This window comes from Colwellia sp. 12G3 (genome assembly GCF_002836775.1).
In the GTDB taxonomy this organism is placed as follows: Bacteria; Pseudomonadota; Gammaproteobacteria; order Enterobacterales; family Alteromonadaceae; genus Colwellia.
This window is the reverse complement of the sequence record NZ_PJAQ01000012.1, coordinates 100345-127293: the sequence shown is the minus strand read 5'-3', so window position 1 is coordinate 127293 and position 26949 is coordinate 100345. Positions and strand designations below refer to the sequence as shown.

At 37.5% G+C, this 26949-nt stretch carries 24 protein-coding genes; 15 read left to right on the top strand and 9 right to left on the bottom strand.

Annotation, left to right across the window (positions count from 1 at the left end):
* Positions 1-7 precede the first annotated feature (7 nt).
* Together CXF71_RS05040 and CXF71_RS05035 are read left to right on the top strand one after the other, a co-directional pair.
* On the top strand, positions 8-433 hold the full coding sequence (locus tag CXF71_RS05040; RefSeq protein WP_101231885.1) for a thiol-disulfide oxidoreductase DCC family protein: 426 nt from the start codon (positions 8-10) through the stop codon (positions 431-433).
* The gene (locus CXF71_RS05035; RefSeq protein WP_101231884.1) at positions 396-1178 is read left to right on the top strand and encodes an SDR family NAD(P)-dependent oxidoreductase; all 783 of its coding nucleotides are present in this window, start codon (positions 396-398) and stop codon (positions 1176-1178) included. The genes CXF71_RS05040 and CXF71_RS05035 overlap by 38 nt, the downstream gene beginning before the upstream one ends.
* 26 nt (positions 1179-1204) lie before the next feature.
* Here the strand turns inward: CXF71_RS05035 and CXF71_RS05030 are convergent, their stop codons facing one another.
* A complete protein-coding gene (locus CXF71_RS05030) occupies positions 1205-1420 on the bottom strand; it encodes a TIGR02450 family Trp-rich protein (RefSeq protein WP_101231883.1) in 216 nt (71 codons plus the stop codon).
* 237 nt (positions 1421-1657) lie between these two features.
* Here CXF71_RS05030 and CXF71_RS05025 point away from each other — a divergent pair, with 237 nt between their 5' ends.
* A complete protein-coding gene (locus CXF71_RS05025) occupies positions 1658-2182 on the top strand; it encodes a hypothetical protein (RefSeq protein WP_101231882.1) in 525 nt (174 codons plus the stop codon).
* Between the two features lie 150 nt (positions 2183-2332).
* Here the strand turns inward: CXF71_RS05025 and CXF71_RS05020 are convergent, their stop codons facing one another.
* The gene (locus tag CXF71_RS05020) at positions 2333-4573 is read right to left on the bottom strand and encodes a YHYH protein (protein ID WP_101231913.1); all 2241 of its coding nucleotides are present in this window, start codon (positions 4571-4573) and stop codon (positions 2333-2335) included.
* A 242-nt stretch (positions 4574-4815) separates the two neighbouring features.
* Here CXF71_RS05020 and CXF71_RS05015 point away from each other — a divergent pair, with 242 nt between their 5' ends.
* Positions 4816-5409 (top strand): flavin reductase family protein, encoded by a 594-nt coding sequence (locus tag CXF71_RS05015; protein ID WP_101231881.1) that lies wholly within the window; start codon positions 4816-4818, stop codon positions 5407-5409.
* Between the two features lie 120 nt (positions 5410-5529).
* Here the strand turns inward: CXF71_RS05015 and CXF71_RS05010 are convergent, their stop codons facing one another.
* From CXF71_RS05010 to CXF71_RS04995, 4 genes are all read right to left on the bottom strand, one after another.
* Positions 5530-6033 carry a CIA30 family protein gene (locus tag CXF71_RS05010; protein WP_157826695.1) on the bottom strand — a complete coding sequence of 168 codons (504 nt, stop codon included), beginning with the start codon at positions 6031-6033 and terminating at the stop codon, positions 5530-5532.
* An 86-nt stretch (positions 6034-6119) separates the two neighbouring features.
* The gene (locus CXF71_RS05005) at positions 6120-6383 is read right to left on the bottom strand and encodes a DUF3081 family protein (RefSeq protein ID WP_101231879.1); all 264 of its coding nucleotides are present in this window, start codon (positions 6381-6383) and stop codon (positions 6120-6122) included.
* An 11-nt stretch (positions 6384-6394) separates the two neighbouring features.
* Positions 6395-6646, bottom strand: coding sequence for a DUF6482 family protein (locus CXF71_RS05000; protein ID WP_101231878.1), 252 nt, complete (start codon positions 6644-6646; stop codon positions 6395-6397).
* Positions 6647-6962: 316 nt separating this feature from the next.
* Positions 6963-7856, bottom strand: coding sequence for a LysR substrate-binding domain-containing protein (locus CXF71_RS04995; protein ID WP_101231877.1), 894 nt, complete (start codon positions 7854-7856; stop codon positions 6963-6965).
* 127 nt (positions 7857-7983) lie between these two features.
* Between CXF71_RS04995 and CXF71_RS04990 the strand changes: the two genes are divergently transcribed.
* From CXF71_RS04990 to CXF71_RS04960, 7 genes are all read left to right on the top strand, one after another.
* Complete coding sequence (locus CXF71_RS04990) at positions 7984-8439, top strand: DoxX family protein (protein WP_101231876.1); 456 nt, start codon at positions 7984-7986, stop codon at positions 8437-8439.
* Between the two features lie 102 nt (positions 8440-8541).
* Positions 8542-9492, top strand: a complete 951-nt coding sequence (locus CXF71_RS04985; RefSeq protein WP_101231875.1) for a glutathione S-transferase family protein — start codon at positions 8542-8544, stop codon at positions 9490-9492.
* 11 nt (positions 9493-9503) lie between these two features.
* Entirely contained in the window at positions 9504-10217 is a 714-nt protein-coding gene (locus CXF71_RS04980; RefSeq protein WP_101231874.1) for a pirin family protein, read from the top strand.
* A 316-nt stretch (positions 10218-10533) separates the two neighbouring features.
* Positions 10534-11415, top strand: coding sequence for a kinase (locus CXF71_RS04975; protein ID WP_101231873.1), 882 nt, complete (start codon positions 10534-10536; stop codon positions 11413-11415).
* Positions 11412-12275, top strand: coding sequence for an HAD-IIB family hydrolase (locus CXF71_RS04970; protein WP_101231872.1), 864 nt, complete (start codon positions 11412-11414; stop codon positions 12273-12275). Before CXF71_RS04975 ends, CXF71_RS04970 begins: the two co-directional genes overlap by 4 nt.
* Entirely contained in the window at positions 12268-13500 is a 1233-nt protein-coding gene (locus CXF71_RS04965; protein WP_101231871.1) for a glycosyl transferase, read from the top strand. The genes CXF71_RS04970 and CXF71_RS04965 overlap by 8 nt, the downstream gene beginning before the upstream one ends.
* Before the next feature lie 24 nt (positions 13501-13524).
* Positions 13525-15297, top strand: coding sequence for an alpha-amylase family glycosyl hydrolase (locus CXF71_RS04960; RefSeq protein ID WP_101231870.1), 1773 nt, complete (start codon positions 13525-13527; stop codon positions 15295-15297).
* Positions 15298-15439: 142 nt separating this feature from the next.
* On the opposite strand, the gene speE is transcribed toward CXF71_RS04960, so the two are convergent.
* The gene (gene speE / locus CXF71_RS04955) at positions 15440-16300 is read right to left on the bottom strand and encodes a polyamine aminopropyltransferase (protein WP_101231869.1); all 861 of its coding nucleotides are present in this window, start codon (positions 16298-16300) and stop codon (positions 15440-15442) included.
* Positions 16290-17252 carry an adenosylmethionine decarboxylase gene (locus tag CXF71_RS04950; RefSeq protein WP_101231868.1) on the bottom strand — a complete coding sequence of 321 codons (963 nt, stop codon included), beginning with the start codon at positions 17250-17252 and terminating at the stop codon, positions 16290-16292. Before CXF71_RS04950 ends, speE begins: the two co-directional genes overlap by 11 nt.
* Positions 17253-17678: 426 nt before the next feature.
* On the opposite strand from CXF71_RS04950, the gene speB reads away from it, so the two are divergent.
* A complete protein-coding gene (gene speB / locus CXF71_RS04945; RefSeq protein WP_101231867.1) occupies positions 17679-18620 on the top strand; it encodes an agmatinase in 942 nt (313 codons plus the stop codon).
* Positions 18621-18630: 10 nt separating this feature from the next.
* Complete coding sequence (speA, locus tag CXF71_RS04940) at positions 18631-20562, top strand: biosynthetic arginine decarboxylase (RefSeq protein WP_232771385.1); 1932 nt, start codon at positions 18631-18633, stop codon at positions 20560-20562.
* Between the two features lie 127 nt (positions 20563-20689).
* Here speA and CXF71_RS04935 read toward each other — a convergent pair whose 3' ends face one another.
* A complete protein-coding gene (locus CXF71_RS04935) occupies positions 20690-22225 on the bottom strand; it encodes a LytR/AlgR family response regulator transcription factor (RefSeq protein WP_101231865.1) in 1536 nt (511 codons plus the stop codon).
* Between the two features lie 152 nt (positions 22226-22377).
* Here CXF71_RS04935 and CXF71_RS04930 point away from each other — a divergent pair, with 152 nt between their 5' ends.
* Positions 22378-23871: an alpha/beta fold hydrolase gene (locus tag CXF71_RS04930; RefSeq protein ID WP_101231864.1), complete on the top strand. Its 1494-nt coding sequence runs from the start codon at positions 22378-22380 to the stop codon at positions 23869-23871.
* A gap of 333 nt (positions 23872-24204) precedes the next feature.
* Positions 24205-26943, top strand: coding sequence for an EAL domain-containing protein (locus CXF71_RS04925; protein WP_232771384.1), 2739 nt, complete (start codon positions 24205-24207; stop codon positions 26941-26943).
* Positions 26944-26949 lie beyond the last annotated feature (6 nt).

Genomic DNA, 26949 nt, shown 5'->3' with positions numbered 1-26949 from the left:
TAGTTTCATGTTAACAATATTTTATGATGGTCACTGTCCCATGTGCACAACAGAAATGACTCACCTTAAAAGTTACGATAAAGACAATGCCATTAAGTTGGTTGATATTCATCTAGACGATTTTGATAGCCTTTACCCCGACATTAAGTTTGATGAGGCCATGAAAATATTACACGCTTATTATCACGATCAACTGCTGCTAGGGCTTGAAGTTACTCATAGAGCATGGACTATCGTTGGTAAAGGTTTTTGGGTTGCTCCGTTAAACTGGCCGGTGATTAAAAGAATCAGTCACTTGGTGTATTTAGCCATTGCCAAGTATCGTCATCCATTGTCAGCAATGCTGGCTAAAATTTTTGGTATAAAATCCACTAACTGTATTACTGGAGCTTGTTATGATATCTCAAAGAACACTGATCATAGGCGCAAATAGTAGCATAGCAAAAGCGATTGCCTTAACAATACAAGCAACGGAAAACACTGGCTTAATTCTTATACGTCGAGATACCACGAGTAACGTTAGTAGTAATGTTATCAATGAAAATAGCAGCCTAAATTCAACTAACGATGAACACTTAGTTTTTCACGATAAAGAGATCATAGTAAAAGATTATCAATCAGAATCAATCGAAGTCGCCATTAAGCAAATTACGATTGAAGATTACCCTCCTATTACCCGTGTGTTCATCTGTAACGGCATACTGCACAGCAATGATATTTATCCTGAAAAACGTATAGAAGAATTCGATGTAGAAGCGTTTCAACAGGTAATGACAGCCAATGCACTAACGCCGATGTTATGGATTCAAAAACTTATCCCTCTTTTAACAGGGAAATCACCGTGTAAGATGGTGGTATTTAGTGCCCGAGTAGGCAGTATCAGTGATAATCGTTTAGGTGGTTGGTATAGTTATCGCGCATCAAAAGCCGCCTTAAACATGATGATTAAAACGGCTTCAATTGAATTAGCACGACGTGCTAAGAATATAAAACTGATTGCTTTTCATCCCGGTACTACAGACACACCTTTATCTAAACCATTCCATAAGAATGTACCTGCTGGTAAGCTATTTACCTGTGAATATGTCGCAAAACAGCTATTAACTATTGTTGAAGAAACACCGGTAGACCAAACAGCAAGTTATCTTGGCTGGAATGGCGAAACAATTAACTGGTAAAGTACCTAGCGTACTACTTTAGGTATTTATTGCCAGCCTATACGCCACTTATCAATGAGTTTTAGCTCACGCCAATCAATTTCATAGTCATTTTTAGTCATTACCGCCTCTATTACACAGTCAACAACTTTTTGATCTTCATCAAATTTAACCTTTGTGATGATAAAGTGTTTTTCTTTATGAGTTACTTCAACCTTGCTCCATTTACTGTGTAACAGCGCTTTAGGGTTCACTTTGTTCATCACTTAACTCCTTCCAAATAGAGAATATCGGACCATAACCGCATAGTGTTGAGCTTGAAAATGTTATGGTTCATCTTAGTATTACGCTATAACCACACCTAAAGATCAAATAATGAAACCAACATAATCAAATATAAGCAAATACAAAAATAGTAGAAAAAATAAAAGATTGTGAACTGAACATTTTAATCTAACGTATAGGTTAGATAACTGTAATAACAAACGAGTAACCTATAAATGCGTATCATTATTTTATGTCTTTTCATTAGTCTGCTAACGGCCTGTAGCGCTAATCACCCAAACCAAAATATTACCGGAAAATCTTTTCCATCTATTACGGGTCAAACACTTGAAAAAAACAGCATGAATATGCCGGAAGATTTTAAGGAAGACTTCACCTTATTACTTATTGGTTACAAACAAAACTCACAGTTTGATATTGATCGTTGGTTAATAGGTTTAGACATGACTAAAACAAAAGTTGCAGCCTATGAACTACCGACTATTCAAGGACTATTTCCAAGAATGTTCAGTACTATGATTGATAACGGTATGCGTGCTGGTATTCCAAAACCATTATGGAAAGGGGTTGTTACTGTTTATGAAGATGGTGATAAAGTACAAGCCTTCACGGGTAATGAAAGCCCTAATAATGCACGCGTTGTACTGCTAGATAAGAATGGCGTTATTCTTTATTTTTACGATGATGGTTTCTCCGTCACGGCACTTAACGACGTGAGAAGTTTTCTAGGCAACAATTAATTTTAATCTTTTATCTAAAACACATGAGACCGCTGACCTTTAGACACTTATCTTTAAATATCTATTCAAAGTTAAGTGGCCTCATGTGTGAAGTAAATCACAACTCTCCCTCATCTACCTATCACGCTAATAACAACACCTGTTGTATCGCTACTTGGTAAAACTACTGTCTGGCGTTCCTGAAAAACATGCCAACACATAAGGATAACTTAGCGTAATGTAATAGCCATATGCGCTATTTTTTGTCATACCATTGCATTCATCTAAGTCCCCAAGCCCTTCAACATATTCATAATCATCGCGATACGTTCCGTCGTAACTACCTCCTGGCTCACCTTCACCACTAGGACGATTACCTGATTTTAAGCGATAACTTGATTGCGCTGGGCGGATAGTCCCCTCATCGTCAAAATTAGAGCCAAATATAGGAAAACCATCCGCGGCAAAACCAACCACGGGCGACTCTTGATTATCGGTATCGTCAAATAAGGCTAAGGGGGAACCGTGATAATGATAAGTACCATCAGGCTGTGCATGGGCATTATGTGAATCAACCGCAAAGCCATTGGCTTCATGCATTGGATCATAACGCCATGCTTGAGCCATATCATTACAGCCAATTTTTCCATTTCCTATGCCATAACAACCAGCCGCCAGTAAATCAACTTTTACGCCATTAAGCATAAGGGCATTATCCACCTGCAATGAAATAGGTGTCGACGATATTGATATAGCAGGAGAAGTGGTTATTTCAAACAGATCATTTTGTTCGGTCACATCATTAGGAAAAGCGCTGCCACCATCATTAAAGTCATGATTTGGAATCGCATTGGTTTGAAAAATACATTTATCGCCTACTTGCGAAATAACCAAATCACCATAAAAGACTTTACCTTTATTAACGTCATTCACGGTTGAAGTAAATTGCTCTATATAATCTGCACAGTTTTGGCTTTTGCTGGCTAATATCGCATTGGTAATATCGATAGCCCCTTCAATAACCTCAGAGACATCCCCTTGAGTGACCGAGGCAAAGCTTTCTAAATTATTTATCGCTTCAAGCAAGACATTGTCAGTCGTCGGTAATAAATCATCGGATTCTGCAAAGCCATCTTGTAATGAATAGAACTCCTGTGTGCCATCATCAAACTCAATCAACTTGTAGTTTTTTGAACGGGTTGTCCACCCTGTTACTGCAGCAGATTTATATGCTGTATAAACATAATTTCGCTCATATGCTTCGGGCTCCGAGAAGAGCGATTTAAAACTTTGGCTATCATGTATTTTAGTATCAGTTACGCCGGCAATATTTGCTATGGTCGCATACAAGTCAGTCGCAGTAACTAGTGCTTTTTCTCTCTCATTTGTACGTGAAACCCCTTTCCCTGACACAACAAACGGAGTGGCCACCCCCCCTTGATATAAGCTGAATTTACTGTGCGTTGCACTATAAGCGGCGGTATCTATTACTGCTTTGGGCGTACCATTGTCACCAATAAAAATAATAATCGTGTTTGCGCGAGTTTCTGCATCTAAAGTATCAAGTAGACGACCAATTTCGGTATCCATCGCTTCAATAGCGGCTAAATAATAATCACGTTTATTAGTATTTATATCTGAATCTGTGCCTGATAAATCTCGGTTATGTAGTGACAAAGGCGGCAAATGAAAAGGTGAATGCGGCGCTGAATATGCTACCCAAGCAAACCAAGGTTCTTCTTGAGCTGTTATCCAATTAGACGCTAAATCAGTAATCTTGGTGGAATGGTATTCTGTTACGGTCTCGGTTACACCGTTGATGGTTAAAGGCCAATCATAATAGTCTGATAAATTAGATAAATTACCTGCATAGTAATCAACACCGACATCATTGGGATGGCTATCATTACCACTGCCGGTGCCTAAATGCCATTTACCAAACACAGCCGACTGATAGTGCGATGTTACCGTATTACGCGTTAAGTACTGTTGCAGTATTTCATGCTCGGTAGATAACAGCGCGGGCACCGATTCTATACCACTATTAATAGCTATTTTTCCCGTGATAATAGTCCCTCTCGTTGTAGAGCAGGCCGGTGTTGCCCACATATTGTCAAAGGTAATACCTTGTGCTGCTAATTCATTTAAAGTCGGTGTATTAGGTAGATCGTCGCTGAGGTCATATTGAGCTGAAGCATCAAGCCCTTGATCATCTGAAATAATAAAGAGTATGTTAGGCGACGTGTTTTCTTCAACCGGAGATTCTATTACAGGTGATTCGGGTACAGGTGTTTGTGGTGAAGGAGAGACTATTTCAGGGGCCGTTGTTTCGGGTTGCTCATTGTTAGTTTCTTCTCCACCACAGCCCACAAATAAACCTATCATAATGAAAAAGTAAAACTTTTTGCGCATACTCATTACCTACCACCTTCAATAATTATCAGATATAAAAATTGTAGCAATTAAATGTGCAAGAAATGAGGAAGGTGAGACTTAATGCGCATGCAAAATTGAATAACTGAGTATAAATAACAATTATTTTTTGATTTTAGATCCTTTCGACAAACACTTTCGTATTGCACCGCTATAAACGATCATTCGTTAAGGAGTACACCATCAACTATAAACACTATAATTTTGATGATTTATCACAAATGGAAAACAGATATCGTGCAAAATTTATAAATAGCTTATCTGGATTTAAGAGCGTGAACCTTATTGGCACACAAGACTCTGACGGACAAAGTAATCTCGCCATATTTAGTTCAGTTGTTCACCTAGGCGCTTCACCTGCCTTAGTTGCTTTTGTAATGAGACCGGATAACGGCGCTCGCCATACCCTAGACAATATTATCGACACAAAACATTACACCATCAATCAAGTCTCGACTGAGTTTTATCAAGCAGCTCATCAAAGCTCTGCTCGCTATGAAAAAGAACAAAGTGAGTTTGTACAGTTAGGGTTATCTGCGCATTACATTGGCAATGTGAAGGCCCCCTTTGTGAAAGAGAGTCGGTTAAAATATGCGGTAAAACTCAAGGAAATAGTACCTATCTCACTTAATAATACACAATTTATTATCGGTGAAATAACGCATATTATTTGTCAGGAAAGTGCCATTCAAGCTGATGGCTATATTGATATTGAAAGTTTATCAACCGTCAGCGTATCAGGGCTCGATAGTTATCATGAGACTAAACGACTGTCTCGGTTACCTTACGCAAAGCCTGATAATTTTACTGTTTAGACTACACCTTAAAATTTGCGCGCATAAAAGATTAAATGCATAAGCGCTAGTATAAAAAACTGTCAATGGCTGAGTTACTGGTTTGGCTTTACTGTTTAAAGAGACAAGCTCAGCCATTAACTAGCTACGATAAAACTCTAGCGCGTAAATTAATAAACTGAAATCACGGGGTTGTTTCGTAGCAATTAAAAAGCCAACGTGTGAAATGCCACTTACCGTAAGTACTGGTGCATTATCTATTATTCTACCTCGAAAAGAGGCTTTAAAATCAGTCAAATTGAAATGGTGAACTTCAACTTTATCCACTTCAGTTTTAAATTCTACTTTATAGGCAACGTTATAATCCATGACCTTACTTCGCATTCTTAATTGATAAGGATTGCCATCGCCTTTGATACGAATACTAATTGAATTAACTGTCTCAGGCAGTAATGATAATTTTTTGTAGACACTAGAAAAACCACCATAATTTTCTGTTGAGAGCCTGCCTGAAAAAACCAAGGCTTGATCTTTATGTTTGGCATTACCCACAGATAAACCGCCCATTACGCCATCATTCAGCGCTTGCCACTCATCAGAAGTATCACCTTGTTCAAATGTTATCGCCAGCTTAGTGTTTTTCATAGTTACAACCCTATTTACTCCAGTGGCAAAAATTGTTGTTGATACGACCAAAATACCGAGAACTGGCACAAAATATCGCTGTAACATTAGCGAACACTTAATTTTTTAAAAGTATTATCAATTAATAACATAAAGGCTTTAAGCGTTGATTCATCCTGATAATCATAAGCAAAACGATTATGAAAATATAAGCTCATAGTGAGATCTTTATAACCGATATAACAGGTGTAACCATCCATATCATGCCAAACAGAAAGCTCACCACAATGGCGTTTACCCTCGCGATTTACACCTTTATCAAGCAGATGATTAAAAACATAAAGGTAATGTGAAATATTAATAGTAGACATTGTAAACCTCCTTAAAAATGGATAGTTTCATTAGTCGCTGATGATGGTGGTAAACCACACATTTCATCGTAAGCTGTTTGTAATGTTAATTGTGCAGAAAATATATTATGTTCTTTGAGTAATGTTTTCGCTGCCGACAATGAATGACATATTGCAACATCACCCAACGCTGGTAACGCATTAAAATCATTTTTTAAATCAGTGCCACCGACTAGATAATGCGTTGAATCAGCTATGCCTAGAATAGTTGGTCTGTCACTCATAATAATTTCCTCACTTGGAATTTATCTTTACCCTTAAAAACATTTCAACATAAAATAAAATATGCTTCTGTATTATTTATACGATGCTAACTCGACAATAGTTCAATAATGGAAAAATAAATTCTCTTTTTTGAGCTGATAAACGAAGTTAGTGTTACTTTATAAACAGGTCGACTGAAGGGGATTGCTAAAAAACGGGAGAATATTTGAGAATTACGATGAGTAAAAGTCGGTATTTAAAAAGATAGATACTTAGTTTTTATTACTCACTAATAACTGAAACGAGTGACCAACCAAGTATCGTTAAGGTTACACTTTAGCTGAAATGACTTGATAAAAGGTTTCTTAGTCTCAGTAGACCTTTGCCTTTATTGGTTATTTTCCATGCGATAAATAAATCTTGCGGCGGTAACTCATCAACTAAAGCAATAATTACAAGTTCACCATTTTCGACCAAACTTTGAATAAGATCTTTAGGTAAATATCCTATACCAACACCTGCCGTAATTGCCGCTATTTTTTGGTTAAGCGACGTGACATAAAAATGTCGACTGCCCTCAATAATATTGACCGTTCTGGGAATTTCATGTTGCGCTGAATCGTGTACGACTACACTTCGAAATTTAGCGAGTTCCAACGTATTAACTGGCTGCTTTATTTGTGCTAACTGGTGATTTTTGTTAACAACCAATACTTGCTGCAGCTCTCCTATTTTAATGGCTCGAATGCCCTTTTGAATAGGAACTGGTGCTGGCGCGCCAATCACTAAATCGACTTTGTCTTCAATTAAGGCTTCCCATGAGCCATTCATCACTTCTTCTTGAACATCTATTTCAATATTTTGATGCTCTTCTAAAAAGCAACCTACGACACTAAATACCGGAGTAATATCTAAAATAGAATCACAAGCAATGCTAATTTTAGTTTCCCAGCCGTTGGCAATGGTTTGCGTCTGCTCTGATAAAGTATTCATGGCACTTAATACTTTTCGACCTTCAACTAATAAATGTTTGCCCGCAGGAGTTAGCACTGAACGACGCCCCTGTCGCTCAAAAAGAGTCACATTAAGCTGCTCTTCAAGTTTTTGCACAATGTAAGAAAGCGCTGAAGGCACTTTATTTAACTGTTCTGCCGCCGCAGCATAACTTCCTCGAAACTCAATGGCATCAAGTACAACGAGTGCTTCAATAGTAATAGGGGATGAAGTCATCATATCCGTCCAAACATTTATTGTTCAAATTTTTTGAACAAACCAAACAAATAATAGGGCTTATTCAAAATAACATCAACATTCATAATAGCCTCATACTAAATTAACAAGTCTTAAAGGGATTAACATGAACATTACCAACAGCATTTTAAAGATGACTAAAACTGAACAATCATTATCAACACTACCATTACGTTTAATTGCAGGCATTATTTTTACCGCCCATGGTGCACAAAAACTTTTTGCCTGGTTTGGCGGTTATGGTTTAGAAGGAACGGGGCAATGGATGGACTCAATTGGGCTATCACCGGGTTTTATCATGGCTTTACTCGCAGGCAGTGCTGAATTTTTTGGTGGTTTATTACTTATAATAGGTTTTCTCACTCGACCGACTAGCTTTGTTCTCGCTATTACCATGGTTGTTGCCATATTTAGTGTTCATCTTAATAACGGTTTATTTATGAGTAACAATGGTTATGAGTTTGGACTTGCTCTTATTGCTATAACGACAGCCCTATTGATACAAGGTGGCGGACGATACTCAGTAGACAGTATTTTGTTCCAAAAACTAGCATCGAAATAGTCATAAAAAAGCATTCGCACATAACATTTATTAGTTGATGGCTATGGTATGTATTTTTATCAGCCATCACCGAGATTACAACACTTACAGGTAGGAATTATCATGGGATTATTAGTTAACGGTAAATGGGTCGACCAATGGTACGACACAAATAAAAGTGATGGCACATTTGTTCGTCAGGATAGTCGCTTTAGAAATCAAATATCATCAAAGGACGACAGTAAATTTATTCCTGAAGCAGGACGTTATCATTTATATGTGTCATTAGCGTGTCCATGGGCACACCGCACACTCATTTTTCGTCAATTGAAGCAACTTGAAGACATTATTTCGGTCAGTGTCGTTGAAGCAAAAATGATGGAAAATGGTTGGGATTTTGGTGAAAATGGCGATCCCCTTTATCAATTAGATTACGCTTATGAGCTTTATTTAAAGGCCGACCCAAGCTATGAAGGCCGAGTGACGGTTCCCATTTTATGGGATAAAAAAACACAAACCATTGTTAATAATGAATCGATTGAAATCATTCGTTTATTTAACTCCGCCTTTAACGAGCTTACCGGTAACACGGATGATTATTTTCCTGTTGAGTTAAGAGAAGAAATAGAAATAGTGAACTCTCGAATTTATGACACCATTAATAACGGCGTCTATAAAGCTGGCTTTGCGACTACTCAGGAAGCCTATAACCTTGCTTATTATGAACTATTTGACAGCCTAGATTGGTTAGAAGAGCGCTTATCTAAACAACGTTACTTAGTCGGAGAACAAATAACAGAGGCCGATTGGCGTTTATTTACCACGCTTATTCGTTTTGATGCGGTATATCACGGTCACTTTAAATGTAACCGTCAAAAACTGTCAGAATTTCATCATATTAGTAATTACGTGAACGAGCTTTATCAAGTGAAAGGAGTTGCTGAAACGGTTGATTTGGAATATACCAAGGTTCATTATTACGCCAGTCATCTCACGATTAACCCAACACAAATAGTACCTTTAGGTGCTAAACAAAACTTCACAGCGCCACATAATCGTGAACGTATTTATTAGGGAGAATGACTATGATAAAACAGTATGTATTTAATAATTTAGGTAAGGCTAATCACGGTTGGTTAAAATCTTCACATCATTTTAGCTTTGCAAATTACTATAATCCCAAACGAATGGGCTTTGGTACACTTCGCGTGATCAATGATGACTGGATTCAAGCAGGTAAAGGCTTTCCTTCACACCCGCATAGAAATATGGAAATAATCAGTATTGTTAGAAGCGGTGCTATTACGCATAAAGACAGTGAGGGTAATAAAGGTGTAACCCAAGAAGGTGAAGTACAAGTAATGAGTGCAGGCTCTGGTATTGTCCATTCTGAATATAACCTAACGACAAAGCCTTTAACTTTATATCAGCTATGGATAGAAACGAATAAAACAAATATTGAGCCTCGTTGGGAATATAAAAAATTTTCCACTGCAGCGAGTACTGAGTTGCCGTTACTTGTTTCTGGTTATTCAGCAGATAAAGGTAGCGCATTGTTTATTAACCAAGAAGCCCGCATATATGGCGGTAAGTTACGCAAAGGCACAACGGTTGAACATCATATAAAACATCAAGCCTATATTTTAGCTTCAGATGGTATGTTTACTCTTGAAGATGGCCCAAGCAGTATCACCATGAATAAAGGCGATGGCGCAGAAGTGACTCAATCGGCAAGCGTTAAGATAACAGCATCGCTGGATTGCGAAATCTTCATCATAGACACCATTGATCAACACTGATGATTTAAATGACCAAGACACTGCACTCGGTCATTTTATCGTTAACCCTGCTTGTTATTTATCTAGTCTGAACTCTGGAGAATGGGTACTTGATGCTTATCCAGTGTCCAGGTTACTTACTAATGAATGCACCAATATGCAGCAAACCTTTTAATTGGTGCACTTTTCCTTTATATAATAAAAGTACCATATATCAAAAAAATATAATTTATTACCATTTTACAATAGATTACCAGTAAAAATTAAATGGCTACTTAAATGGCATAAGACTTGAAATGATAACCATAACTTGTATTTTTTATTTACGGTGTAAATTATGCTTTCAACTTTTATTAAACAACACAGTTTACCTGAAGACTTCAAACACGCAGTAACGCAATATTACCAGCCACTTGCAGATCAAATATTTAGTCAATTCTCGCAAAATGACGGTCCTTATTTTGTTGGCATAAATGGCTGTCAAGGCAGCGGTAAGTCAACATTAACTGATTTTATCGCCACCTATTTAACCAACCAATATCAACTTAATGTTGTGGTGATGTCATTAGATGATTTTTATTTAACGAGCGAAAAACGCAAACAGTTAGCACAAGACATTCATCCTTTATTAGCAACAAGGGGCGTTCCCGGCACTCATGATGTTGTTGAACTTAATCATATTTTGACTCAGTTAAAAGAGAAAAAAACAGGTTTTGCTATTCAAAAGTTCAACAAAGCGACCGACGAACCTTACCCTGAAGATCAATGGCCGCTTATTGAAAAGCCGACAGATATTATCATAGTAGAAGGCTGGTGCTGGGGCGTAAAACCGCAAACAACCGAGCAATTAAAAGCGCCAATCAATGAGCTTGAATGTCAATACGATAAAACAGGAGAGTGGCGAAACTATGTTAATCAACAACTTAAAGTTTATTATGAGCCTTTGTATGAAAAAATGGATTTCTGGTTAGCACTGCAAGCCCCTTCATTTGATTGTGTCTATCAATGGCGTTTAGAGCAAGAACAAAAATTACAAGACAGAAACATCGGTTTAGTCAATTCGAAAATAATGACGCCAGCGGAAATTTTGAATTTCACCCAATACTTCCAAAGATTGAGTGTTCAAGGATGCAATACTATTTCGCAGTCTGCTGATGCTATTTTTTACTTAGATTACGATCGAAAAATCACAAAAATGTCGATCACGGAAAGTATATGAGAAAACTGAAAACGCTTATTTTCAGTGATCTAGATGGCACACTGCTAGACCATTACACTTACCAATCAAAAGCGGCAGACAAAACACTTGAGCAATTAAAAAATGCTGATATTCCTGTTATTTTAAATACCAGTAAAACATTCGCAGAATTAGAAATAATTCACCAAGCGCTCAATTTAAATACTCCCTTTATTATAGAAAATGGCGCTGCGATATACATTCCAATAAACACCTTCAACACGCAACCTGCGGATACGGTTGTTATTGATAATTATTGGGTTAAATCATTTAGTTTACCAAGACACTATTGGTTAAATTTATTGGCTGAACACACCGATGAATTTAGCCGTGACTACCAGAGTTTTTCAACCTTATCGGCATCCGCATTATGTAAAATAACAGGATTAAATTTAGACGAAACTGAACGAGCAAAAAAACGACAGTTTGCTGAGCCGCTGCATTGGTTAGGCGATGATTCGACGAAGAAAGCCTTTATAGACAGGTTGATTTACCTAGGAGCCAATGTTGTGCAAGGTGGACGATTTATTCATATCGGGGATTTTTGCGATAAAGGCCAAGCGCTTATTTGGTTAACTGAACGATACCGCGAGCATTTTGATAACCTTTCAATATTCACTATTGCCTTAGGGGACGGTGAAAATGATATCGCTATGTTAGAAGCCGCAGATATAGCGGTTCAAGTGCGCTCTCCGGTTCATGATTTCCCGACATTATATCGTCAGTATAAAACCACTCAAACCCAATTATTCGGTCCGGAAGGTTGGGCGGAAGCGATTCAAAAACTTTTAGCTAATCAACTGCTCTCACCTTCAATTAACTCAGGAGAAAATCATGGCTGATTTTTATCAAAATGGCACAGTGACAACATTACACAATTTGGCGCAACGTGAACCTGCGGATATGGCAGCTGAACTATTGGAGTTCTCTAAGAAACGCTCATTAGGGCTAATGTTACCGTCTTTGTTCTCTGAATTAGAAGGTAAAGCCTTACCTGATATTATTAATAAAATTAAAGACGTGAAGTACTTATCTGAAATTGTTATTGGCTTGGACAGAGCGGATCTCGAACAGTATAAACATGCGTTATCCTTTTTTGGCCAATTACCTCAACATCATCGTGTATTGTGGAATGATGGCCCAAGGCTACAGGCAATCGATGCAAAATTAAAAGCGCTAGGCTTAGCCCCTAAAGAGCTAGGTAAGGGTCGTAATGTTTGGTATTGCATGGGATACATTTTGGCTTCGGGCAAAGCTGAGTCTATTGCGTTGCACGACTGTGATATTTTGACTTATGAAAGAGATTTACTTGATAGGTTACTCTACCCTGTGGCTAACCCATTGTTTAACTATGAATTTTCTAAAGGTTTTTATGCGCGTGTTGCCGATGGAAAAATTAATGGCCGCGTATCACGCTTACTCGTTACTCCACTAATCAAAGCCTTGAAAAAAACAGTGGGCCATTGTGATTATCTTGAGTATATGGACAGCTTCTTGTATCCCTTAGCCGGTGAATTTTCTTTTCGTCGAGATGTATTAAACGACCTACGTATTCCAAGTGATTGGGGCTTAGAAATAGGTGTCCTCTCTGAAATGTACCGTAATTACTCACCCAATCGTATATGCCAAGTAGATATAGCTTCAACCTATGATCATAAACATCAAGATTTATCCTTAGATAATACCGCTGGTGGATTATCTAAAATGTCGATTGATATCAGTAAGGCCTTTATTCGTAAATTAGCTACGCAAGGTGAAACATTCACCCCTGAAACCTTTAGAACCTTAAAAGCAACCTATTATCGTATCGCGCTAGATTACGTGGAAACCTATCGAAATGACGCTATGATGAATGGCCTTAAGCTAGATATTCATAGCGAAGAAAAAGCGGTAGAAATGTTCGCTGAAAACATATTAACGGCAGGAAGTATCTTTTTAGAGCAACCAATGGAAACACCTTTCATCCCTTCTTGGAACCGCGTTGTTAGTGCGATTCCTGACATTTTACTACAATTAAAGGAAGCCGTTGAGTTAGACAATGAAGAATTTAGTCAATCAATAAAGTAGTCAATCTTGTAGGGCGGAACACACATGAACACACAGGTAAAAAAACTAAAAGATAAGTTAACTCAGCAACTTGCGACTATTTATCACGATGTGCCACTTGAGCTGTCATTGGACGAAATAGCACAAGACCTACTTAACATCATGCAATTATCAAGCGAGGTCGCCGAGGTAAAACCTTTTAGCAATCAGTGGTCTGAAGAAGATATTATTTTAATTACCTACGGTGATAGTATTATCAAAACAGATGAACCGCCTCTACAAACCTTAAAGAATTTTTTAGATCGCACCATTAAAAATACCATTAACAGTGTCCATATTTTACCCTTTTTTCCCTACAGCTCAGATGACGGTTTTTCCATCATTGATTATTCTTCGGTCAATGAGTCATTGGGAACCTGGTGTGATATTGAAGATATCAGTAAAAACTACCATTTGATGTCTGATCTGGTGATTAACCATTGCTCAAGTCGGAGCGCTTGGTTTGATAATTTTATTAAAGGCGAAGGGCAAGGCAGCGACTACTTTTTCACGGCACTGCCAGAAGATAACTTATCTGAGGTAATACGCCCACGCACATCTCCATTACTCAAAGAAGTTGAAACGGGAAATGGCAAACAATGGGTTTGGTGCACGTTTAGTCACGATCAAGTCGACTTTGATTTTCGTAATCCTGAAGTATTAAAAGCATTTACCTCCATCATCAGACAATACCTAGACATGGGCGTGAAAATATTTAGATTAGATGCCATCGCCTTTTTATGGAAAGTTGTGGGAACACCGAGTATCAATCTACCCGAAACCCATGAGGTTGTTCGGTTATTGAGAACACTCATTGAATCGGCAGAGCCTCAAGCCATTATCATTACCGAAACCAATATTCCAAACACACAAAACCTAACGTATTTTGGCAATGCCAATGAAGCGCATGGTATCTATAACTTTTCATTACCACCCTTACTGTTAAACACCTTGCTCACCGGTAATTGTTTATATTTAAAACGTTGGTTAATGAGTATGCCACCATCACAAGACGGCACTATGTACTTTAATTTTATTGCCTCACATGATGGTATAGGTTTACGTCCCGCTGAAGGTTTATTAAGTGAAGATGAACTTGATAAATTAGTGCATACGGTTGAAAATTTTGGCGGTAAAATATCGTGGCGCACGGCTGATAATGGTAAGCAGAAAGCTTATGAAATGAACATCTCACTCTATGATGCGATGCAAGGTACTGTTAACGGTAAAGATGAATGGAACTTTGAACGTTTTATTTGTGCTCATGCCATTATGTTTGCCCTTGAAGGTGTGCCGGGACTCTATATTCATAGCCTGTTAGGCACGCAAAACGATTATCAAAAATTAGCAAATACCCACCATAACCGCTCTATTAATCGACGTCGTTGGCACGAAGATGTTTTAGAAAAAGCACTTGCTGACAAAAACTTACATCATGTAAAAGTGCTATCAAGGTTAAAGGCTCTACTAAACATCCGTATTAAGCAGCCAGCCTTTCACCCCAATGCGACGCAATTTACCCTTCATTTAGGTTTGCAGCTCTTTGGTTTTTGGCGTCAAAGCCAAGACCGAAAACAAAGCATATTTTGTGTGAGTAATATTTCTGACCAATCGATAGCCTTGCCATTAAGTGAGCTCAACTTAATTATTACCGATTCGTGGTTTGAACTGATTAGCAAGCGTGAAATAACGGAGTTAACACAAGAATTAATCTTAACACCTTATCAAACGGTATGGATTTCAAATAAAGTAAATACGAAAGTTCTAGCATGCGAATAGGCGTTAATAAAGGGAGTAAAATTGACAACTAACCTTTTTGGTAATGTTGCTAACTCCCCCCTTTAAACCTGTTATCACTGACCGTAATCAACGCGACTACACCTTAGAACCGTCGCAATGAAAACACTATTGGGCCGTCCGCTTAGTCGTTATCAATCAAGCCTTGCAAACCTTTTATAGCAAAACTTGGCAAAGCAAATGCGGCACTATGAAGCGCTGCATTATAGTAGTCAAAAGATAAACCGCTGCTTTCTACTCGTTCCGCATTAAAATCTTTGGTTGGATGATGTTTTTTGGTTGCAAAGGTAAAACTCCACAAACCGCCCGGATAGGTTAAATTACTAAAACTGTATAAATAGGTTTGAGGAAAAACTACATTCAATACTTTTAATAATGATTGCTGGATGTCCATGGCATACCAAGAAGACTCTCCTTGAGAAACCACAATACCGTCATCACTTAAGCAGTGATAAACATCTTGATAAAAAGCCTCCCCAAATAAGGGCTGCGCTGGACCAATAGGATCGGTACTATCAACAATAATGACATCAAATTTTTCAGTCGTGTTTTTCACAAACTCAACGCCATCACCAATAATTAGCGTTAATTTTTCATGATCAAGATCTTTAGCCGTTTGTGGAATATGCGCACGACAAGCATCAACAACCATACTATCAATTTCAACCATAGTGCATTTTTCAACATTGCTGTGACGCAAAACCTCTCTCGCTGTACCGCCGTCACCACCACCAATAATCAAAACATTTTTCGGTGAAGGATGAACAAATAACGGCACGTGGGAAATCATATCGTGATAAGCAAATTCATCTCGTTCAGTGACCATAATTAAACCGTCATTGAGCAACATTTTTCCATGGCCTTTTGTTTCAACGACATCAACCGTTTGAAATTCACTTTTTCCAGAAAATAATACTTTTTCAACTTTAAATTTTAGACCCAAAAAATCTTTAAACGTCTCTTCAATCCATAAGTTAGAGTTCATGGTTTTCTCCCGCGATATCAAACTCAGTGGCTTGAATAAATTGTTGTTTAGGTAAAATATAGTTAGCAAAATTAACCAAGAAACCATTGGTTAATTTTTGCTGAACCAACGATTGGCTCACGTAATTATTTGGAACATTTATAGCGGTTAATGCCTCAAATTCAGTTTCGTTATAACTCAGTAGATCAAACGATGACGGCTGCAATACGGCTAAAATAATCGGTACTAATTTAATTAAATTAATGTTTGATTCAAAACTTACATAACTGCTATCAGATTGAGGCGTAATATGGATTGTCAGATATTTTTTTGCCAAAATAGCATTAACAGAATAACCATAAGGCTGAAAAACAAAGTCATCTATTTGAAAATCGGGGATCAGTTGTTCAAGCCTTAAAAATTGACGAATATCATTGGCTTGTAATCCCGGACGAGTCAGGTGATTTGAAGCATCCTCACTAATTTGATAAGCAAATATTTCATATGTTTTATCATCAATTGATGCCTGAAAATCATTATCTTGATGAAATACAAAATTATGGTGGCTGTCCATTGCGCCAAATCGCAGCGCTTTACCTGGGATATATTGAGTTAAGCGCTTTATATCATCGCCGAAACAACTCGGTTGAGCATGTGAGAAGTACTCGTTTTTACGCTGATAGGTTAAATGCTTAATTTTATCTACGCCAAGTTGTTGAATAAAATACTCAACAGAATTGACTAAATTGGTTTCACCGCAAGTTAATATAAGAAAACAATCATCCCAAACAAATAAGCTAGATTCTGATAATAAAAATGCTTTGCAATGTTCATTACGAATACTCGACAGTATTTGGGCATGACAACGATTAACGAGTTCAGACCAAAAATCATCGCTTAAATCATTAAGCAATGAAAGTTGTTCGTGATGAACTAATATCTCAACCTTTTTTTCTGAACCTTCAAAAAACACAAGCATTCCTAAAATATCATGTTGCTATTTCAACAAATTATGACTAAAAATAAAGTCGAAAATAGAATACCAATTTCGTTAAATTATTGCCCTCTTATACGGGCTAAAATATTCCAAGTCTGCGTTGCTTTCAATCCCAATAGCAAGCTATTGGTCAATCAAGCGCCTACCCTTGAATTATTTTTTCTACGCACAACAAGATCACAAACTTAATGGAATTGGTATGAGGCTGTGTACTGTAAATAGAGCACACACAAAATTTGCGCTATTTTACAAAAAAAAGTGTAGATTTCAATATAAATTTAATCAATTTATTGATAATTTTTTTTTGAAATAAAAAGCTATACTTTATTGCGTTTTTCAGCATAATGCGATATTTAATTTTACCCACACTTAACGTAGTTATTAGCGATGAATACGATCAACATGACGAACTTTCCACATAAAGTTTGTGAACTCAGTGTCAATTTTACTCAACCAGAAACAATTTATGATTGTGCGAAAACTGCAGACTGTCTGTACGAAAATGCCATTTATCTATTAGGTTTTGAATTTGACGGTACCGCCTGTTTTAGAAAAGGTACAAAAGCAGGGCCTAATGCATTACGTGCAGTATCTGACGGCATAGAATCATACTCGCCCTATTTAGATGAAGATATTGATGATATTTGCTTTTACGATTTAGGTAATCTATCCACTAAAATCACGCCGACCAGTAATGAACACAAAGATATTGAACAACAATGGCAAACGGCAACGGATGATTACTTTGCACAATTTAGCCCTGAACTATTGGTTAATCACCATATAAAAACGTTAACCTTAGGTGGTGAACACTCCATTTCATATGCGCCCATTACCACTTATTTAAAGGCTTATGATGATCTGGTTTTATTACACTTAGACGCCCATGCTGATTTACGTGATGGCTACTTAGGCTTTCATCATTCTCATGCCTCTATTATCAAACGCGTGACCGACCATTTCACCGAACAACATCAACTGATTCAGTATGGTATACGCTCAGGTACTAAAGATGAATATCAATGGATGCGTGCTAATAAAACCTTAAAGAATAGTCGTGATGAATTTTTAAGAACCGTGGCCGAAATTGACGATCAGCGTCCTATTTATTTAACGTTAGATCTTGATTACTTCGACCCTAGCTTTTTCCCTGGAACAGGCACCCCAGAACCTGGTGGTGAAGATTTTCATTCTTTTGTTAGCCTTTGCAAAATACTAAAAAATAAAAACTTTGTCGGGTGTGATGTCGTAGAGCTTTCACCAGAGATTGACACAACGGGCAATAGTGATGTTTTCGCCGCCAAAGTTGTACGCGAACTCATTATTTGTTTACACCATAAGTAGAGATTCCACCTTGAAAACTTCTTTAACACAGTGGTCAATTGAAGACGCTGAAAACATCTATCAAGTAAAGCGCTGGGGCAATGGCTATTTTGACATTGGTGAAAACGGCGACATTCATGTGATTCCACGTTATGACCAACCCAACTTAAAGATCAATTTAAAAGAAGTCGTCAAGGAAATGCAAAGCGAGGGTATACAGTTTCCTGCCGTAATTCGCTTCCATGATATTTTACGGTCTCAAGTTGAGCTATTGAACAAAACATTCCGTAATACCATAGAAGAAGCCAATTATGAAGGGCAATACTTTGGTGTTTTTCCGGTAAAAGTAAACCAAATGCGCGAGGTTATTGAAGAAATCGTTGAAGCGGGTAGCCGTTATAATTACGGTTTAGAAGCCGGTTCAAAACCTGAACTCATTGCCGCACTAGCTTATAACACTAACAAGAACTCATTAACTATTTTAAATGGTTATAAAGATGAAGAATATTTACGCCTAGCTTTATTAGGTTTAAAGATTGACCGAAATATTATTATTGTTATCGAGAAATTTAGTGAACTGATAAAACTCGTTGAGCTTGCCAAAACACTGGATATAAAACCCATTATTGGTCTACGTGTAAAAATGATGGTGAAAGGTCGTGGCAAATGGGAACATTCAAGTGGTGAACGCGCTAAATTTGGTTTAAGCATTGCCGAAATTCTTAATGCGGTGGCTTATTTAGAAGATGCTGGCTTAAGCGACTGTGTTAAACTTCTACATTTTCATATTGGCAGCCAATTAACCGATATTCGTGCCATTAAAGAAGCCGTTCAAGAAGCATCGTTAGTTTACAGTAAATTAATCAAATTAGGTGTGCCGCTCGAATACGTTGATGTGGGTGGTGGTTTAGCGATTGATTACGATGGTTCTCAATCTACCAACGATTCATCGTGTAACTATAACCTCGCTGAATATGTGTCGGATATAGTTTACGGTTTTAAGCAAAATTGTGACTTAGAATCTGTTCCTCACCCCCACTTAGTCAGTGAGAGTGGCCGTGCGATGACGGCTCATCACTCTTGTGTTATCACTAATATTATTGGAGAAATCCACCCCAGTGGTACGCAATACTCAACAGGTAAAGCAACGGGCGAACACATTATAGTCACCAACATTCGTGACTTAGAAAAAGGTCTTATTGAGGCCGAAAAAAATAATAGTCATCAAGAAATCTATAACGATGTTACACAATTAAAGTCGCAGGCCATGCAAGCATTTAAACTCGGAATATTGAGTTTAGACGAGTTAGCCAAGGTCGAAACACTATACTGGCGCATTCTCAATACCATTGAACAACAGATGCATTTACATGAGTTTATCCCAGAAGAACTCAATGATATTTCTGAGATGTTGTCATCACAGTATTTAGCTAACTTTTCTGTTTTCCAATCGGCCGCAGATTCTTGGGCAATCGACCAAATACTGCCCGTAGTGCCTATTTCTCGTTTAAACGAAAAACCAACTAAACTCTGTAGTTTGGTAGATATAACCTGTGATAGTGACGGAAAAATAGATAAATTCATAGGTCAAGACAGCGTGGCAAATAATATTCCTATGCATACACTTAAAGAAGAGGAAGATTACTTTATTGGTATATTTTTAACCGGCGCTTATCAAGACGTAATGGGGGATATGCATAACTTATTTGGTCGTTTAAATGAAGTACATATTGTCAGCTACGACGATGATCCGAAAGACTTTTATATTGAAGAAGTCGTCAACGGTTCATCGGTCGATAATGTATTATCTACCATGCAATATACGCCAGCAATCATGGCGCAAATGATAAAAAAAGAAATTGATGCACAAATAGCACGCGGAAAAATAAAACCGAGGGAAGGGGTAAACTTGATTGATTTTTACGAAGCTTGTTTGAATGGCTACACCTATTTAAAACAATAAATAAGAACGACATATGTACCAAGAAAGATACTGTATCTTTCTTGGTCATTTTACTCTTCACTAAGGTTATGAGGTATCTATCATCCGCTCAATAACTTTGCTAATAACAAGCTACATGTATTTTAAACTAAAGCACTTTTCCTTTAATCACACCACGTACATGGGGTAATATCCGGCGACTCACAGGTATGTCATCTCCCATTTTTAACACCAGTATACCACTACTCAGTGCGCCTTTTTTAGATGACGAAATAGAGAGTACTTCCTCTAAATTTACGATGTAAGAACGATGTACTTTCAAGAATGTTGACGGAAGTAATTCCTCAATGCTTTTTAATGTGCCGCTAAATAATGATTGGCTTTGATTAGTGAGGAAAATCTCAACATAATCGCCTGCGGCTTTGCAGTAAGCGATGTCATTAACTGGTATTAATTCAATTTTACCCGCGCTGGTGAGTTGCAGTTTTGTCGGTGATTTTTGTTGTGCTAGTTGATCAACCTTTAATTGTAATTTGACCAATTGCTTATCTTCTTCTTTTCTTAGTTTTTTCTCTTGGACAGATTTATTCACTATTTTAATAACAAAAAATGCCATCATGCCCGTAACGATATAATAAAAATACATAGAATTAAATTGGCCAAAAGTAAACACGATAGTTACGCAAAATAAACTGTAGGCAATAAAATAGGAGATCGATTCTTGTGAGGCTTTTTTCCGGCAACTAAGGCCACTTATAACCACACTAAACAATGCAGGAACCAATATAGCTATCGCTGACTTCCCATCAAAGCCAGTGATCATTAAGGATAAGAATAAGGTGAGTGGCACGGCTAGTGTTAACCAAAGTTTTTTGCGAGAACGAGCAAACTTTTTAATAGTGAATAATAAAAAACTTAAGCCAAAAACTAATGATAAAAAGACGATAGCGATTAAACGAATATCATGCATTGGGTAACTATAGTTAAAAAGAACTCGGCTAATTTCTGTAAATAATTGCCCACTAGCTGCAGCTAACATTAATAAAATAAGAATCGGATTTTCTTTATCTTCAGCACTAAAAACTAAGGTTATTAAATAAGTACAACCCAGTAACATTGCACCCAATAAACTAAGTAATATCAGTAAATCCCGCTTAAAGAATTCACTCGTTTGTCCATATTCTGAAATACCGATGAAATGGATTGGTGTGGCAAGGGTCAGAAAGCCATGATGGCTTGACGCATGAATAATAACCTCATTGACTCCCTGTTTAATGATGCTTGGCGGGATATAGAATCGAGTATCCATATTTCCTGAAAACTCTTCCTCCTTAAAAAAGCTAGGCGTACCATTGTTCCCTAACCTCTCACCATTTAAATAAACCTCGCTCGACATTTTAGCAAAGACAAACAAGGCTGACGGTTGCTGCCTTTTCAAATAAGCGTCCGTAACAAGTAAATTTCCCTTCATCCAAATTTCAATATTTTGTGGATCGACATTATACAAATGGCGTTGCTGACATTCAGGCTCTGTAAATTCAGGCGGCCCTTTTTGATCGGCTTTAGCTGGACAAACAATAAGAGATTCATCGGCCATTGCGATCAGCGCTTGAGCAAAAGCCGATGAGTGAATAAAACAACTCAACATCAAAAGTACACAAGCTATGTATCCGTTTATATTCATACTATTCTCTATTACCGTTCATCGATTTTTTCATACCGCTTGTCATTTTCATCCATAAAATCAGTAGCTTTAAAAGAATAACACATGCGTTGTTATCTTCTATACGTTTTAATCAACTCAATTATTTACCAACAAGAATGAGTGTAGTTCACATGCTAAGTCATAAATTAAATACCACAATACAAACTTCATTGTTAATACTTACGCTAATAATATCAAGCCAAGCTATAGGAGGAAAAAAACCGCAGAAAATATACCCTAATGAGCAAGCGATTATATTTAAAACGATGGATAACAAAACTACAGATGCCTTTGAAGGCTATATTGAAGTACCCGAAAATAGAAATAGCGCTAATAGCCGATTAATCACCGTTAAGTATGTTCGTTTTCCTGCAACGGGTAATAAAAATGGCTCACCAATAATTTATTTATCGGGTGGCCCTGGCGGATCAGGCATAGATACGGCTAAATACCCAAACTTTCGTTTTCCATTATTTATGGCATTAAGAGAGTTTGGTGATGTCATCGCGCTAGATCAAAGAGGTGCGGGATCTTCTAAAACAATACCTCAGTGTATTTCATCAAACACTTTACCGTTAACATCCAAGTTGACTAATACTCTGCTAACCCAGTTATACCAAAAATCAGCCAATGAATGTGTCAAGTTTTGGCAAAGCGAAGGTGTTGATATTTTAGGTTATACAACAACACAAAGCGCTTTAGATATAGATGATTTAAGAAAGCATCTACAAGCGAAAAAAGTAACCTTGTGGGGTATATCTTACGGCAGCCATCTTGCTTTTTCAGCAATGAAAGCGTTAAAGGGAAAGATTGATAAAGTAGTTATTGCTAGTGCTGAAGGGCTAAATCAAACAGTAAAGCTACCTGCAGAAACAGATGCCTATTTTACTCGATTACAACAAGCCATCAACACCCAAGAAAATGCGGCTAAGGCTTATCCAGACATTGTAAAACTCATGCACAGCGTACATAACAAACTAGATAAAACGCCAATGACAGTAAGCATTCCTCAAAAAGATGGCTCTTTGCTTAATATACTGTTTCAAAAAATGCATTTACAAATTATTGCCTCTTCAATGATTGCCGATCCACAACGGGGCGTAAAACATTTATTGATGCTATATAAAACCTTAGATCTAGGTGTAGATACAGCCCTTGTAGAAATACTAAAGCGGGGTTATTTTGATAATAAACCCATTTCATTTAATGCAATGTCGTTTGCTATGGATATTGCCTCCGGTATTACCGAGGAAAGATTAGCATTAGTGAACCAACAAGCAGAAACTTCATTATTAGGCTTGGCACTCAACTTCCCTATGCCACAACTAAATAAAGCAGTTAAAGGACTAGATTTAGGTGATAGTTTTCGTGAGGACCCTGTTAGCGACATACCTACACTTTTATTGACCGGGACATTAGATGGAAGAACTTATATAGACTCGCAAAAATCGGCGACTCGAGGCTTATCGAATTTAACGCAAGTTAGCGTTATTAATGCGGGGCATAACCTTTTCATGGTTTCGCCAGAAGTAACGGAAGTGATTAAATTATTCTTAAGTGATAGAGAAATAACGACACAATCAATTACTATCAAATTGCCAGAATTTTCCCCACAAAAACAATAAATATTGTTTAGTAAATGACAAATACACCAAGATAGATTACTTATCTTTCTTGGTCACTTTTCTCTCACCAACACTTATCAGTTATTTTTCATACGCTCAATAATTTAAGGTAAACGCAGTTTGTGACCTTGAGTCTTAAAGGTTACGTTATTCCATAATTTTTAATCATTTCCAACAATTAACCTATAGTAATCAGTATCAGTATTTTCTCAATCTAGAACTCTTGTATAGATCAGTGATAGCGTGCCTTCCTATACTCATTATACTAGATACACTTATGTCATGTTGGCACTATTGTGTTATGTTTGTTGTATTAAGGATAAAGATAGCTTCGTGTATAACCTGTTACCCATCAAAGAAGCACTTGAGCAACATCACTCCATCGTTACTGTCATTTATAAGGGAATAACCATTATTTCATCACAGCGCCTTGAATTGAAATTTCTCAAGCACTCTGAAACCTGTATCTTGAATGATAACGGGTATAAACCTCAACTTACCTGTATTAAGTTAAGTGTACTGACTTGGCTCCTAGCTATTTTTACTTTATTGTACGCTAGTGCTTCAAGTGCTAGCCTGCCAGTTAATTCTCTCAATAAAACCATATTCTCCGACGCTAATATCAAGTTTGAATATTTTGAAGATGCAAATAAAGGGCATAGCTTTGAAAGCATAATCAAATTGCCTAACGTGCACTGGACAAAAACTGAAGAAGGCAACGTATCTCTTGGATTTAGTCACTCACAGTTATGGTTACGTTTAAACATTAATAATGCGGAAATGAAGACGACAAATATTGTCTTTGAAATAGCATATCCACTGCTAGATGATGTCACCTTTTATGCAATCAAGCAGAATGGATCAGTGCGGTCCTTAGATATTGGTGACAGCAAGCCTTTTTATCCTCGCGATATTGAACACCCTAACATGTTATTTCGTTTGCAATTGCAAGCAGGTGAAAGCGTAGATCTATATGCTCGAGTACAGACCAAAGGCTCTATGATCCTGCCAGTCAGAATATGGCAAGAGAATGATTTTTTCGAATTTGCGGCTAAAGAACAAAAATTCCATTTCTTCTACTACGGCGCCCTTTCCGTCATCATTCTGATTAACTTGGCTATATTTTTTACCTTACGTGAAAAACTTTATCTGTACTATTCATTAGCAACGACCGGTTACATTCTATTTTTCTTTACCTTTAGAGGTTATGGGCAGCAATTATTTTTCCCTGACTCGCCTGCACTTAATAGCCAACTATTACTCTCTTCAATGCCTTTCCTTGCATTATTCTCCTTACTATTTGCGCGCGAATTCTTACAAACCAAGCAACATAGTCGTGTGTTGGATATGGCTATTCGTGGCATGATCTATTTCGAATACTTTAATATGGTTGCTGCCGTCGTATTAGATTACAACACTGCAGTTCGCATATCGGCCATTTCTGCATTGGTGTTATTTATTGTATTGTTTTTTGCTGGTCCTATCTCGTGGTGGGCTAAAAGGCGAGCGGGGGTATTTTTTACCATCGCTTGGATACCTTTGACTGTAGGTTTCGCAGCAACTGCAGGGCGATCATCAGGTATTCTACAGAACAATTTTTTTACCGAATATGCGATGCAATTAGGATCAGGTTTAGAGGCATTAATCTTAACATTAGCTTTGGCTGACCGATTGTATCGAGAAAGAGAAGAAAAAATTATTGCCCAAGCTGCAAACATACAAAAAGAGCAGCAGCGACTCGCAATTCAGAGCCAGTTATCAGAAGCGATGATGCGCGATCCCATTACCAATTTGGCCAACCGAAACCGTTTTGAATTACTTGCCAACAAAATATTCAGCAAGCACAAGGATCAGCATTTTGTTATTTTTGTTGCAAGAGTCACGCGTATAAATGAGATCACTAGAACATTAGGTATTTCAAGTGTAGAGCGTATTTTCCGTACGATTTCAGAACGTCTTAATCTGTCTCTCAGCCGTATGCCTGGAGTGATTACAACACAAAGATCACAAGGAGCTACGGATGCTATATTTCAGTTAACTGGCGATACTTTTGGGGTATTAATAAGGCAAAGTATCTTTGCGAAAAACCGAGAACAGTACCATAGTTTTACCAAAAAACTTTCATTACCTATTGAAATGGATTTGCTTTCCATAGAGCTTGAGCCCTTAATTGGTGGTGCGCTTTATCCTGAGCATGGTCTTGATGCTGCGCAATTAATTCGTAATGCGCTAGTGGCTATGGAAAGTTCGCATAAATCGACCGATCACATTCGTTATTATGATAATGCGTTAGATATTTATAATGAAAGTCGGTTAACTCTTATGTCTGATTTAAGAGAGGCGCTCAAGAATGATGAACCAACATTGCATTATCAGCCGAAACTAAATTTAAAGGACAATACCATAGTCGGTTTAGAAGCCTTGATTCGTTGGCACCATCCCAAACAAGGATTTGTTTCACCTGCTGACTTTGTGCCTTTGGCAGAACAAACCGGTGTTATCAAAAAGCTGACCTTATGGGTCATTGAGCGTGCAGCAAAAGATCTCGTATGGCTCCGAAGCATTGGTTATTCAGGTAATATGTCTATCAACATTTCAGCGAAAGACTTATTAAGTAATCGGCTAAAAGATCAAATTGAAGTAATCTTTGAAAAATACCAAGTTGATCCTTCGAAAATCTTTCTTGAATTGACAGAAACAGCCGCGATGGATGAGCCTGAAGCTGGATTGATAGCGTTGAATCAATTGACGTCACTTGGCTTAAAAATTTCTATTGATGATTTTGGTGCTGGCTATTCTTCATTATCTTATCTGAAGCAACTTCCTGCTTCAGAAATTAAGCTTGATCGTTCTTTGATTTTAGATATAACTAACAGTGAAAGTTCACGTATTATCGTTAAAGCATCAATTGATATGGCGCATGGCCTAGGATATAAGGTTGTCACTGAAGGTGTCGAAGATACTGAAACGTATCAACTTATGAAAGAGCTTAAGTGTGATGAACTGCAAGGATTTTGGTTGTGTAAGCCCAAGTCTTTACAAGATATTGGTGATTGGTTGTTATCTAGATAACCAATA